The sequence below is a fragment of the Rhodococcus jostii NBRC 16295 genome, from assembly GCF_001894825.1.
Lineage (GTDB): Bacteria > Actinomycetota > Actinomycetes > Mycobacteriales > Mycobacteriaceae > Rhodococcus_F > Rhodococcus_F jostii.
The window spans coordinates 1-13,296 of the sequence record NZ_BCWY01000156.1 but is presented as its reverse complement, the minus strand read 5'-3'; the positions used below and the strand labels follow the sequence as shown (position 1 = coordinate 13,296).

Genomic DNA, 13,296 nt, shown 5'->3' with positions numbered 1-13,296 from the left:
AACCCACGTCAAACGGCCACGGCGTCGGTCAGGCAGACATCAACTGAACCATCATGTGCAACGCAGCCCCGACGGCGCCGGGCAGCGCCTGAAGCTGCCTGCAAACCGCAAAAGCGGTGGGTGCGACTCGATCGAGTCGCACCCACCGCTTTTGCGGAAGGGGATGTGCAGGGCGGTCGCGTGACCGGGGGAAGGTCGTTCAGAGGTCGATGACGATACGGCCGCGGGCGCGGGACACGCACGGAGTCATCATCTCTCCCCGTTCGTCGTCTTCGAGGACCGTGTCGCGGTGCTCGACCGACCCGTTTCGGTAGTCGAGTATGCAGGTGCCGCACTCGCCCGCTTCGCAGGAGTAGTCCACGGGGGCTTTCTCGCGTAACAGGGCTCGGAGCATGGTCTCGTCGCTACCGACCTGCACAACTTTTCCGCCCGAGTACGCCAGTTCGACTTCGAACGGGTCGCCGAGGGTTGTTCCGTCGACCGGGACGTCACCGCCGAAGCTCTCCGAGCGCACCTTGTCGGTGTCCCAACCGGCGGTGGCCTCCTCCACGGCCGCCATCAGCCCCGCGGGCCCGCAGTGATAGACCGTCGAACCGTGCGGCAGCTCCCGGGTCAGAGCCGCGACGTCGAGGAGCTCGCCCGCCGACTCGTCATACAGCCTCACGCGTGCACCGAGTGATTTGAGCACGTCGATGTACGGTGCGGTGGCGAGGGACCGACCGGACACAGTAGTGCACCTCGGCGTCAGCGCCGTCGGGGAGGGCATGGAGGAGTCCGATGACTGGGGTGACACCGATTCCGCCCGCGATGAAGGCGTGGTGTCGCGCGGTCGTGTCGATGGTCATCCCTTCGACCGGGGACGAGATCGCGAGCTTCTCACCGATGGTCAGGGCGTCGTGGAATGCCAACGACCCCCCTCTGCCGTCGTCTTGCCGGCGGATGGCAATCCGGTAACGGGATCGATCCGAAGGTGAGCCGATGAGAGAGTACTGTCGCTGGATCCCGCTCGGATGATGGACGTGCACATGTGCGCCGGGTATGAAGTCCGGAAGCGCCTCACCATCGACGGTGGCGAAGGCCAACTCCCGAACATCAGGCGTCGGCAGGGCGGAATCCTGAACATAGACGGGAATCACGCTGTGATTTCTCATGTTTCATCCTGTTGATCGTTGTGCCCTCGCGCGCTTTCAGCGAAGAACGGCGCTCACGCGCCGCCGTTGCCGGTCGGTGACATCGATGCGGGGGTACGGTCGCGGGTTGTTCAAGCGTTGTCCAGGCCGGCAGCGATCATCGCGGCCGCGGTCTCTCGCTCGGGGAGGGTTCCCTTCTCCAGTCCCCGGATGACACCGGAGCGGTCTTCGGGGGTCCGATTCTGGTTCATCTTCGCCTTGCCGTAGACGCGGGAGACCTGCAGTTCGATGCCAACGATCCCGCGCAGCTGCACGTCGATGAACTTCTCCGGAGCATCGGTTACCTTCCACTCCTTGTCCCGGCCTGCCTCATGTTGAGCCGTCAAGGCGGTGACGTGCTCGAGCAGCCAATCCTTGTCGTCGTGCGCCACCAGCTGCCCATAGATGTAGAGCGCCTCGTAGTTCCAGGTCGGAACGACCTTCTGGTGCAGGTACTTGCTCGGGTAGTACTCCGGGGTCACGTACGCGTCCGGGCGGGGAAGGATCACCAGGGACTCGCCCTGAGCGGTGTACTGCCAGTGCGGATTTGCACGGGCGAGATGGCCTTCGATCACGTGCTTCTCGGCGTTGTACAGCAGAGGCATCGAGGTCACCTCGAGGGTCTCGGGGCCGGGAGTGACCAGGTGGCCGAAGCCGCCGGTGCGCAACGACGCCGCGATCGCCTCGTCGGACAACTGGAAGTGCTCGGGCAAGATCATGCTGATCTCCTTCGGGGTTCTTGGTCGAGGGGCTGAGCTGGGCGCCCGGACGACGACAGGTGGCGGGCGGCGGGAATCACGCGCAGGTGGCCTACCAACGCATCACTTTGTCACATGACAATTGAACCACGGCTCCCATTTTTTGTCACGTGGTAATACGCTGGGACCCGTGAACAGCGTGGCGATCGACCAGGTGACATCAGGTATCGAGGGCGGCACGGCAGGGGAGATCTCCGAGAGCATCCGCAACCTCGTCGGTGCAGGCATGCTGTGCCCGGGCGACTCCGTACCCCCCATCCGTGAACTCGCCAGTGAACTGGGGGTACATCGGAACACCGTCGCCGCCGCGTATCGCCTACTCGTTGCCGCAGGTGTCGCAGAAACACGGGGGCGACGGGGCACCTTTGTCCGGGCGATTCCCTCACTCGAAGGGGAAGGGAGCATCGCTCTAGCCGGTCATGTCGACCTCTCCAGCGGCAATCCCGATCCCGAACTGCTTCCCGATCTCGGGGCTGCACTCGGGCGCACGTCGTACTCGGCGCCGTTGTACGGCACTGCGGCCACGGACCCCCAGCTCGAGCAGTGGGCACGGGCCTCAATCGAGCCTGAAGTGCGCCGGCCCTTCGCGATCACGATCACCAACGGTGCGGTCGACGCGGTCGAACGACTGCTTACCGCGCACCTGACCCGCGGAGACGCGGTTGCCATCGAAGATCCGTGCTTTCTCGCCAGCGTCGGGACGCTCAGGGTCAACGGATTTCGGGCCGTACCGGTTCGTGTCGACGCGGAAGGGATCACGCCGGACGACCTGCACCGCGCACTGAGCAGCGGTGTGCGCGCGGTGGTCTGCACCCCCCGCGCGCACAACCCCACCGGAAACAGCCTGACCGCCGAGCGCGCCGAGGCCCTCGGCGCGGTGCTCGCCGACTTCCCGCATGTCCTGGTCATCGAGGACGATCACTTCTCCGCCATCTCCAGCAAGCCGTACCACCGACTCGCCCCGGCGAGCACCACACGCTGGGCTCTGGTCCGTTCGGTGTCGAAGTTCTTGGGCCCGGACCTGCGCGTGGCCATCGTGGCATCAGATGTCGACACCGGCGCCCGGCTGAGCACCCGGCTACGCGCCGGCGCCAACTGGGTCAGCCACCTGCAACAACGACTGACCTCGGATCTACTCGGAGACCCGGACGTAATTGACCAACTCGCCGAGGCCCGCCGCACCTACGGGCACCGCCGGACCACCCTGACGGGCGCCCTGAGCGCACGGAACATCCATGTTCCCGACTCGATGGACGGTCTCAACGTCTGGGTTCCACTCGAGCGGGATTCCACGCCCGTCGTCGACCGCCTCGCCAGCCAGGGGTGGCTGGTCCGCGACGGCGCACAGTTCGCGGCGACACCGGACCGGCCCCACAATGCGCTCCGTGTCACCGCGTCCACGATCACCACTGACCGCGCACGCCGGTTCTCGGCGGCGCTGGCCAAGATCCTGGCCGGCTAACCTGCGTCCGCCCGGAGCGCAGCAAGAAACTCCGGCTTCCGCGCTGGAGCGGTCCCGCAGGACCTCGAGAAGCGGGAACGCCACCGGATCGGGGACGGATCATCGTTTGTCGTGACAGGGCACCGTCGGGGTCGGTACACCGGCCGGGGAATCGGAAGGATCTGCTGATCCCCCCTCCGCCGCGCCGCCCGTGGCACCCCCTCACCATGTTTAGGCACAGGACAAAAGGCGGTATATCGGATTCCAGGGTGAAGAACCTGTCGAAGCACGGTGTATGTCGGTAAAAGGCCAGTTCGGATGGGGTGAGAGCCTTTGATTCGAAGCCATACCATCGAGGCAGGGTTCAAACCTATGTCAGGTGACAACCTGCACAACGTCGAATGTATTCGTCAGCGTGTCGAGACGCCGTGGCAACTCAAACTGTCGCCGCACTGCAATTCATGGATGCCACGGTGCTCCGGCGGTTCCGTGAGAGTGAGCTTCTGCCGGGGAACTCACGACGGCGGTCGTAATGCGCATCGAGCAGGCAGCCCGGACAGCGAGTGACCTGCCCGGAGTGGCTGTTCGGTCAGGGACGGGCTAGGCCGGGATCGCCGATCGCGCTACGTGACCGACGCGGTCCTGCCGCCCCTGCTAGGACTGCCCATCGCAGCGATAGGCCAGCGCAGGATGACCGGTCATGTCTATTCGAATAATTTTCTGACGCATTGTGATTCGCCGGTCGACGTGCAGAGGAACTGGAGGCCGCGAACACGTTCGTGACCGGATTCTCGCCGACCGCGGGGTCGGCTAGCTGCCGACGGCAGCGGGAATGCATCCGCATTGTCCCGCTGGCACAGCGCGGGTATCGAGCCTCACGATGACGGTGTGAGCGATGAAACCGCTACGGACGTGCTCCCGAAGATGCAGCGCTCACCACTGGGTGATGTGAGGTTCGTGGCGCTAGATATGGCCGTTGGTAGGGGGCGTGCGCGATGGGGCGCACACGATCAAAATCCGGGTGCTCGTACTCACAGCGGACATCAGTCGATGTGGAGTGCGGGCGTCGAAATGTATCGAATCGCCAGTGCGGAGCGTGATGTGTTCAGCGCCGAGTTCGAGTTTGAGTTCGCCTCGGAGGATGTAGATCCATTCCTCGTCTTCATGTCGGCGAACCTGATGTCGCCCATCGTCATCGGTGATGTCGAGTTGCACCACCCCGAGGCCGCTGTGGCCGACCAAGCCGGTCAGTGTCGCGTATGGGCCATCGTCGGTCTCCTCGAGGTGCGGAGGTGCGTCCGCGCGCACGATCTTGCGCTGTGCTGCGGCGTTCTCCCCGACCAGTTCGCCGATTCCGACCTGATATACCGCTGCCAGCTGACGAAGGACGCCGATCGAAGGTTGCCGTTGACCGCGTTCGAGGCGTGACATATGCGTGGTGGACACACCGATGCGCTCAGCAACTTCTGCGAGCGTCAGACCGTGACGGGTCCGCGTCTCCCGAAGATGATGGGCTGTTTCCTCGTCGAGGTCCCCTGTTGTCATATTGGCAAACAGTATACGACCGGCGGCGTTCCGTGACAGTGCCGACTCGGAACAGTCGACTGGGTTGACCCGTAAGGCAAGTGAAAGATCTCAACGCGCGGTATTGCCTTGATGCAGCGCAAGTGGGCCCCCGCAAATCCTTGACAGAATTGCCTCAGAGGCAACACACTGGGGAGGCTTCGCAGTCGATACAGGAGGATATTGTGACCAACGAACCGCAGGCCCCGGAGGCGGACGTCGCCCTGCTCGATCTCGGGGAATTGCCTGAGAGGGAAAATTCGTACGAAGCCGAGCGCCAGCATCGGAAGCAGCAGCTCGCTGCGGCGTTCCGGATCTTCGCCAAGTTCGGCTTCGACGAGGGCATCGCCGGCCATATCACCGCACGTGACCCGGAGTTCGCCGATCACTTCTGGGTGAACCCGTTCGCCGTTCACTTCTCCCGCATCAAGGTCAGCGATCTGCTGTTGCTCGACGGAGAAGGCAAGATCGTCGAAGGCAAGCTGCGCACCAACAAGGCCGCATTCTCCATCCACTCGACCATCCACGAGGCTCGCCCGGATGTCGTTGCCGTCGCGCACGCTCACACGCTGCACGGTCGCGCCTGGTCGACGCTGAGCAAAAAGCTGGATCCGATCATCCAAGAATCGTGCGCGTTCTACAACGACCACGTGCTGTTCGACGAGTACAAGGGGCTGGTGCTCGAGCGTGACGAAGGCGAACGCATCGCCGCCCTTCTGGGGAAGAACAAGGCCGCCATCCTGCGCCACCACGGCCTGCTGACTACCGGCGGGTCCGTCGAGGAAGCCGCGTGGTGGTTCATCGCGATGGAACGCGCATGCCAGATGCAGCTGATGGCCGAAGCCGCTGGGACGCCGCGCATCATGAGCGACGAGGAAGCGGAGATGGCCCACCGACAGTTCGGCAACGCCAACATGGCCCGCCACAGTTTCCGCATCCTCGCCGACCAGATCTTCGAGAACGAACCCGAGGTTCTGAACTAAATCACCCCTGTTTGCCCACAGGTCAGGGCAGGCAGGATCGCCCCTTCTTCCCCGACTCCGCGCCGTGTTCCCCGGAGGAACCCATGCCCCCACACAGTGCCGCTGCAGGCACCCCTGTCCCTGAATCATCCAGTGCAGTAAAGCGTTCAGTTTTCGCCAGCACCGTCGGTGCGGGTATCGAATGGTACGACTTCATGCTGTACGGCGCGGCCGCCGCCCTGGTCTTCCCGAAACTCTTCTTCCCGGAGGCAAGTCCGGTCGTCGGAGTGCTGCTGGCGTTCTCGACGTACTTCGTCGGATTCCTCGCCCGCCCACTCGGCGCCGCGATTTTCGGGCACATCGGTGATCGTGTCGGACGTAAGAAGTCGCTTCTGGCGACGATCATCCTCATGGGTGTCGGAACCGTGGGGATCGGCTTGGTTCCCAGCTACCAGGAGATCGGCTTCTGGGGACCAGCCCTGCTGGTCTTCTTGCGTTCCTTGCAGGGGATCGGAGTGGGCGGTGAGTGGGGCGGTGCCGTGCTCTTGGCCATGGAATCCGGATCCAAGGGCCGCCAGGGCTTCCGCGGCAGCTTCCCGCAAGCGGCCGGCACCATTGGCATAGGCGTTGCAAACCTGGCGTTCCTTGCTGTCAGTCTCGGAATGCCGACCGAAGCATTCATGACCTGGGGATGGCGAATCCCGTTCCTCGCCAGTGTGATCCTCGTCTTCGTCGGCATCTGGATCCGCAACGGCGTCCCCGAAACCGCCGAATTTCAGAAACTCAAGAACTCCGGCAGAATCAGCAAAGCCCCGCTCAAGGACCTGCTGCGCCAGTCGCCGGTCGAGATACTTCTTGCCGCCCTCCTCAAGAGCGCGGAGATGATCCCGGTCTACATCTTCATCGCCTTCATCCTGTCCTACGGCACGGACACGCTGTCCTACAGTCGCAACACGTTGCTGCTTCTGGTCTCTGCCGCCGCCCTGATCTCAGCAGCGGCAATGATCCTCGCCGGTCACTACTCGGACCGGATCGGTCACGAGCGCACCTTCATCCTGGGCGCCTGCGTGATGGCCGTCTTCGGCTTCGTCTACTTCGCGGTCATCGACTCCGGATCCCTCGTCGGCGCCGCCCTTGTCATCCTGTTCTCCCTGATTCCCTACGCCGCGATGTTCGCGCCGGAACCTGTCCTGATCGCGAACAACTTCCCCGCCGAAACCCGCTACAGCGGATCGTCGCTCGGTTTCAATCTCGCCGGGATCATCGGCGGCGGCCCCGCCCCGTTCATCGCCACCTGGCTCGTCACCCAATACGGCAGCATGGCCGTCGCCACCTACATTGCTGTGTTCTGCCTGATCGGAGTCGCCGCAGCGAAAGGCCTGTCGCGACGAGCGCGTCGCCGCGCTGCGACACCACCGGTGACGAAATCCGATCAGACCGAGTTCCTCACCGCGGGGGAGCGGGCATGACCACCAGAGATGCGGAGACGGGGGTAACACCACAGGCAGCGTTGGTGACTCCGCGCACGATGGGCGTCATCGGTCTTGGACACATCGACATGGTTCCCGGCGCCGCCGCCCACCCCGCCACCTACGCGTTCCCCACCATCATCCGCTGGCTGGCCCCTGACCTGCTCGAACCGGCGCTGCGGGCCGACCCACAGCTGTATCCGATCGTCCTCGCCCAGGCGCGCGAGCTCGTCACAGCCGGCGCAGACATGGTAATGACCACGTGCGGCTACTTCACCCCCTACCAGCGCGACCTCACCCGTGACCTGCGTATACCAGTGCTGACATCTGCGCTGACCCAGTTGCCGTCCATCCAGAATCTGATCGGTGCGGGCAAGGTCCTGATCGTTGCCGCGAACGCCACAGGCGTGGACTCCCGGTGCCTGACCGCGGCCGGTGCGGTCGATCATGACCGAATCGTCGTTCGAGGCCTGGAGAACCCAGGCCCCTTCCAGGAACAGGTCCTCGCAGCGGGCGGGCTGCACGATATCCCGGCCATCATTACCCAGACCGTCGACCTTGTCCGCCAAGCAGTCACGGAAGACCCGGACATCAGCGCCGTCTGCCTCGAATGCGGCGATCTGACCCTGACCTCGGAGGCGTTGCGTGAGCAGATCGGCCTGCCGACATTCGACTATGTGACCGCCGCGGACTGGTTCTACGCGAGCACACACAGTCCCAGGTAGCTCCCGATGCCCTGCTCCAACTCCCATCTACGCGAGCAGGGCAGCACTGCGGCAAGGACCCTCGGCGCTCCCGACACTGCCTCGCCTGATCAGACGAACGGATGCATATCGCTCTGCCCGCGTGGGCGTGTCGCGGAGCAGGGAGATGCCACCGCCGTCCGCGCGTCGCCCCCCGGGGGACGACGCCGCGCCTGAACTCGTCGCGATTGCCGAGCGCCGGACGTGCTGATCCCTAGTCGGTCGCGCCACCGACCCGAGGAGGCCCGCCAGGCCGCGCAGGCAGGACCGGATCCCCTTCGCTGAGGTGCCGATTTGACGACAGCCCACCCCAAGCAGAGGACACCCGTGAGTACACCGACTCAACTCCACGAGCACGACCACACCGACACCGACACCGACACCGCCGACATTGACGTCGAAGTCCAGCGGCTGCCGGTAGCAGTCACCGGCTCGCAAGCAGTGGTGCGCTCGCTCGAGGAACTCGGCGTCGACTGCGTCTTCGGCATTCCCGGTGGCGCCATCCTGCCCGCCTACGACCCATTGCTCGACTCGACCAGAGTGCGACATGTGCTGGTGCGGCACGAGCAAGGTGCCGGTCACGCCGCCACCGGTTATGCCCAAGCCACGGGCAGAGTGGGTGTCTGCATGGCCACGTCCGGACCCGGTGCGACGAACCTGGTCACCCCGCTGGCGGATGCGCAGATGGACTCCGTTCCGCTCCTCGCGATCACCGGCCAGGTCTCCCGCGGGCTCATCGGCACCGACGCATTCCAGGAAGCCGATATCTCCGGCATCACAATGCCGATCACGAAACACAACTTCCTCGTCACAGACGCCGCCGAGATTCCCCGAACCATTGCCGAAGCCTTCCACCTCGCCTCCAGCGGCAGGCCCGGTGCGGTGCTCGTCGACATCCCCAAGGATGTGCTCCAAGCAACGACCACCTTCTCCTGGCCCCCAGAGACACACCTGCCTGGCTACCGACCCAAGACCCGCCCCCACCCCAAGCAAATCCGTGCCGCGGCAGCGCTGATCAGCTCCGCCTCCGCTCCAGTGCTCTACGTCGGCGGCGGCATCATCAAGGCCGGCGCCGCAGTCGAACTCCGTGAGCTCGCCGAACTCACCGGGATTCCCGTCGTCACCACCCTGATGGCCCTGGGCGCATTTCCCGACAGTCACCCGCTGCACTACGGAATGCCCGGTATGCACGGAACCGTCGCGGCGGTGGCCGCACTGCAGCGCAGCGACCTGCTGATCACCCTCGGCGCACGCTTCGACGACCGCGTCACCGGCCACGTGGAGTCGTTCGCCCCGAATGCGCGGGTGATTCACGCCGACATCGATGCCGCCGAGCTAGGCAAGAACCGGTACGTCGACGTCCCGATCGTCGGAGACTGCCGGCAGGTCGTCCGGGCACTCATCGACGCCCTTCGCCTCGCACGTGGCACCGGACCGGTCCCGGATCTGCAGGAGTGGCGGGCGTCGCTGGACGCGATCCAGCGCACGTACCCGGTCAGCTACGACCGACCCGCCGACGGCACCTTGTCGCCGCAACTCGTCATCGAAGCGGTGGGGAAGGCCGCCGGGCCCGACGCGATCTACGTCTCCGGCGTCGGACAACACCAGATGTGGGCGGCCCACTTCATCGAATTCGAGAACCCTCGAACATGGTTGAACTCCGGCGGTCTCGGCACCATGGGGTACGCCGTCCCGGCGGCGCTCGGAGCGAAAATCGCTGCACCCGAACGGGAAGTGTGGGCGATCGACGGTGACGGATGCTTCCAGATGACCAATCAGGAACTGGCGACGGCCGCGATCGAAGGGGTGCCGGTCAAGGTGGCCCTGATCAACAACGGCAATCTCGGCATGGTCAAGCAACTTCAGTCAATCCACTACGGCGGACGCTACTCGACATCGACCTGGCCACCCATTCACGTCGAATCCCCGATTTCGTCAAGCTCGCCGAGGCACTCGGCTGCGCCGCCTTCCGATGCGAGCGCGAGAGCGACGTCGACACCGTCATTGCGCAGGCGCGGGCGATCAACGACCGACCGGTGGTGATCGACTTCCTCGTCAGTGACGACGCGCTCGTCTGGCCGATGATCGCCGCGGGCGCGAGCAATGACCAGATCATGGCTGCGCAGGGGATCCGTCCCCTGTTCGACGACGAGAACGCCACCGAGCACGCGACCATCCATGCGATGACCGCGACAGTCGAATGAGTTCCGCAATTACCTGCTCGACACCGAGGACCGGGGGAGTGCTCGCCGCGGTCAACGTCGGTGGTGTTCACCTCCCACTTCAATCACCGCACCGACACCAGAAGAGACGACAGCGAGGGAGTTCCCATGACGACCCAATCGGCACAGCGTCCCCCCACCGAAGAACCTGCGGCGGGGAAGTGGTCACTCGGAGAGGGACAGACGCCTCTTCTCGACCTTTCCCCGCAGTTGGCCGACCTGCTCGGTGTGGCAGCGGTATTCGTCAAGTGTGAACATCTCAACCCCACGGGCTCCTTCAAGGACCGCTTTGCTGCGCGCGCCGCGCAACTGGCGGTTTCCGGCGGCTACCGCGGGCTGATCGGCATCAGCTCGGGCAACGCCGGCGCCTCCTGCGCCGCGTACGCGGCCCACGCCGGGCTTCCCGCGATCACCGTCACCCGCCCCGACGCTCCCGCCGCCAAGCTCGCACAGATCCGCGCCCTCGGAGGCCGAACGATCCCTGTCCAGAGGTCTTTCGATCCCAGCCAAGGAGCACTGGCCTCGACCATCGAGGCCGTTTCCGCCGTCGCGGACGAGCACAACCTCTTCATCGCCACGCCCTCGTTCACCCACTCCCCGGACGCTATGGCAGGGCTCGACTCGGTCAGCGCCGAACTCGACATCGAGGTCCCCTCAGCCTCCCTCCTGTACTGCCCGGTCGGCGGCGGCGGTCTCCTCACCGGCCTGGCCCGCGGCTATCGGGGGAGATCGTCCATACCCCGACTGGTGGGCTGCCAACCACGACTGAATCCGACACTTCGGGCAGCGCTGGGTGAAACGGTGACACGGCAAAAGGAGATGAGCGCGATCAGCGGCCTGCAGATCGAAGTGCTCTTCGACGAAGACACCGCCGTGGCGGCGATCCGGAACTCCGGTGGCCACGTGAGCTCGCCGACCGACGAACAGACCCATCACGCTCAGTCGCTGTTGGCGACGCGGTGCGGGATCCTGGTCGAACCCGCCGGTGCGATCAGCCTTGCCGCCGCGTTCGTCGACAGGGAGGCAGGCGTTCTGCGGTCCGGCGATGTCGTCGTGCTGGTGCTCTCCGGTGCCGGATGGAAGGACCAGCAGTCGCTGCAGCGCCTCAGCCTGGACACGACCACGCAGTCGCCGAGCATCCCCCTGGCAGAACTCTCGGGGGCAGTAGCTTCCTCCCTGGAATAGACCCACCTGGCCCAGACTCTGGGAAGCAGGAACTTCACTGAAATTGACGAGAACCTCCGGTGGGGTGCGGCTGTGGACAGCCGCACCCCACCGGATTTCTCGTGTCAGGTGATGATTTTGCCAGTCGGCGGCGAAGGAGTGCTGCTCGTCGATCGATACGGTGCGACGAAGATTCCTCGGTCAGGCCGGAGCGCGTGCTCCCCATGGAAATGATTGTCCGCGAGTGCAATCCCGCGTAAATCTCGGTCAGGGTCACCCTCCCTGCGAGCCGCACATAACGCTGGTGCCTGGGGCGAGAGCTGTTCTCCGCTCAGGCACCAGCGTTCAGTCTTCGTTGGGACCGGTGTTGGTGACCTCTGACTTGGCGGTAGAGCAGTGTGGTGCAGATTTGCGGTTCTCGGGGTCGTGAGCCCGGCCGTTCGGCAGCTGTCAGTCGAGACTGGAACCGGGGGCACCTGCCGCGCGGATCGTCAGCCCCGGGCGCCGGTCAGCGCGGTGCGAGAGCGCGCGCTGTGCCGGCACTGCTGCTACTGCGGCGTTCAAGGCGATTGGCCAGCATCGTCAACATCGAGCACAACCCGATGTAGACGATCGCGATGACGATGTACGTCGGAAGATAGGGAAATCCGAACTCGGGTCGCGAACCCATCTGCCGCCCAACATAAAGGAGCTCGTTGTAGGTGATGATGAATCCCAGGGCGGTGTCCTTCAGGATGATCACCAGCTGGCTGACGATGGCGGGAAGCATGGTGCGGACCGCCTGGGGTAATAGGACGATGCGGACAACCTGATGCTTGCGCAGGCCGATCGCATAGCCGGCCTCGCGTTGACCGCGCGGCACCGCGACGAGACCGGCGCGGAAGATCTCCGCCAGGACAGAACCGTTGTAGAGGGTCAGGCCCAGAACGACCGCCCACATCGGGGAGAGACCGAGATTGTATTGCATCGATCCGAAGTAGAAGAAGAACATCAGGATCAGCATCGGGAGCGCCCGGAAAATCTCTACGACCCAGGTGGCGGGCACGCGGACCCAGGCGTGGTCGCTGATCCGTGCGGCGGCGAGGACGATGCCGAACACGAGCGCGAGCACAGAGGCAATCGCGGCCGCCTGCAGGGTGTTCTTCAATCCTCCAAGCAACTGTGTCTGGATAGCGGTGTACTGGAACTGTTCCCAGCGCCGTGCATCGAACTGGCCGGTGTCGTAGAGCCGGTAGACGATCCACGCGAGGGCGCCGGCGAGGATGGCGATGACGACGACGTCGAAGATCTTGTTTCTCGTCACCGCCCGGGGGCCGGGAGGCTCGTAGAGCAGGGTGGTCATGTGGGCACCGAAACCTTTCGCTCGGCCCACCGCTGCGCTAGCGCGAGCGGAGTGATCAGGATGAGGAAGCCAACGGAGATCCAGACCAAGGTGGCCATCTGGTTCTCTCCGCGCTCGGCCATTGCCGCCGGAATGGAACCGGCCTCGGCGACGGAGAATCCCGCCGCGATCGTGGTGTTCTTCAGAAGGGCGATGGCAAGGCTGGACAGTGGGGGCATGATCGCTTTGAACGCCTGCGGCAAGATCACGGTGCCCATTACTTGTGCGTAGTTCAATCCGACAGATCGAGCGGCCTCGGCTTGCCCGACCGGGACGGTATTCATTCCTGCTCGGACGACTTCGCAGACGAAGGCGCCCGTGTACAGGGACAGGGCGGTCACCGCACACCAGAAGAAGGAGGGCAGTTCAATTCCCATCTTCGGGGCTGCGAAGACAAGGAATGCAAACACCAGTGTCAGAGGGG

General features: G+C 64.6%; 12 protein-coding genes and 1 pseudogene. 7 read left to right on the top strand and 6 right to left on the bottom strand.

What is annotated here, in order from left to right:
• Positions 1 to 199 precede the first annotated feature (199 nt).
• The 3 genes from RJ1_RS43300 to RJ1_RS43290 form a co-directional block, all read right to left on the bottom strand.
• On the bottom strand, positions 200 to 727 hold the full coding sequence (locus RJ1_RS43300; protein WP_240319536.1) for a flavin reductase family protein: 528 nt from the start codon (positions 725 to 727) through the stop codon (positions 200 to 202).
• A complete protein-coding gene (locus RJ1_RS49155; RefSeq protein ID WP_074872630.1) occupies positions 651 to 1,151 on the bottom strand; it encodes a ferredoxin reductase in 501 nt (166 codons plus the stop codon). The genes RJ1_RS43300 and RJ1_RS49155 overlap by 77 nt, the downstream gene beginning before the upstream one ends.
• Positions 1,152 to 1,261: 110 nt before the next feature.
• Complete coding sequence (locus RJ1_RS43290; protein WP_073370544.1) at positions 1,262 to 1,888, bottom strand: FMN-binding negative transcriptional regulator; 627 nt, start codon at positions 1,886 to 1,888, stop codon at positions 1,262 to 1,264.
• A gap of 169 nt (positions 1,889 to 2,057) precedes the next feature.
• Between RJ1_RS43290 and RJ1_RS43285 the strand changes: the two genes are divergently transcribed.
• Entirely contained in the window at positions 2,058 to 3,389 is a 1,332-nt protein-coding gene (locus RJ1_RS43285) for an aminotransferase class I/II-fold pyridoxal phosphate-dependent enzyme (protein WP_143048763.1), read from the top strand.
• Between the two features lie 942 nt (positions 3,390 to 4,331).
• On the opposite strand, the gene RJ1_RS49150 is transcribed toward RJ1_RS43285, so the two are convergent.
• Positions 4,332 to 4,913 (bottom strand): helix-turn-helix domain-containing protein, encoded by a 582-nt coding sequence (locus tag RJ1_RS49150; protein ID WP_073370542.1) that lies wholly within the window; start codon positions 4,911 to 4,913, stop codon positions 4,332 to 4,334.
• Positions 4,914 to 4,993: 80 nt separating this feature from the next.
• Between RJ1_RS49150 and RJ1_RS43275 the strand changes: the two genes are divergently transcribed.
• The 6 genes and pseudogenes from RJ1_RS43275 (at position 4,994) to RJ1_RS43255 (ending at position 11,512) form a co-directional block, all read left to right on the top strand.
• Entirely contained in the window at positions 4,994 to 5,914 is a 921-nt protein-coding gene (locus tag RJ1_RS43275) for a class II aldolase/adducin family protein (RefSeq protein WP_240319538.1), read from the top strand.
• Positions 5,915 to 5,997: 83 nt separating this feature from the next.
• On the top strand, positions 5,998 to 7,362 hold the full coding sequence (locus RJ1_RS43270; protein ID WP_074872633.1) for an MFS transporter: 1,365 nt from the start codon (positions 5,998 to 6,000) through the stop codon (positions 7,360 to 7,362).
• Positions 7,359 to 8,087, top strand: coding sequence for an aspartate/glutamate racemase family protein (locus RJ1_RS43265; RefSeq protein ID WP_143048764.1), 729 nt, complete (start codon positions 7,359 to 7,361; stop codon positions 8,085 to 8,087). The genes RJ1_RS43270 and RJ1_RS43265 overlap by 4 nt, the downstream gene beginning before the upstream one ends.
• A gap of 345 nt (positions 8,088 to 8,432) precedes the next feature.
• Positions 8,433 to 10,096, top strand: a pseudogene (locus tag RJ1_RS43260) (acetolactate synthase large subunit); the annotation flags it as partial.
• Between the two features lie 48 nt (positions 10,097 to 10,144).
• Positions 10,145 to 10,309, top strand: a complete 165-nt coding sequence (locus RJ1_RS49145) for a hypothetical protein (RefSeq protein WP_369691070.1) — start codon at positions 10,145 to 10,147, stop codon at positions 10,307 to 10,309.
• 126 nt (positions 10,310 to 10,435) lie between these two features.
• The gene (locus tag RJ1_RS43255; RefSeq protein ID WP_143048765.1) at positions 10,436 to 11,512 is read left to right on the top strand and encodes a pyridoxal-phosphate dependent enzyme; all 1,077 of its coding nucleotides are present in this window, start codon (positions 10,436 to 10,438) and stop codon (positions 11,510 to 11,512) included.
• A gap of 487 nt (positions 11,513 to 11,999) precedes the next feature.
• Here the strand turns inward: RJ1_RS43255 and RJ1_RS43250 are convergent, their stop codons facing one another.
• Positions 12,000 to 12,833, bottom strand: a complete 834-nt coding sequence (locus tag RJ1_RS43250; protein WP_073370531.1) for an amino acid ABC transporter permease — start codon at positions 12,831 to 12,833, stop codon at positions 12,000 to 12,002.
• Positions 12,830 to 13,296 (bottom strand): amino acid ABC transporter permease (locus tag RJ1_RS43245; protein ID WP_073370528.1); only part of this gene is annotated, 467 nt, incomplete at its 5' end. The genes RJ1_RS43250 and RJ1_RS43245, both read right to left, overlap by 4 nt.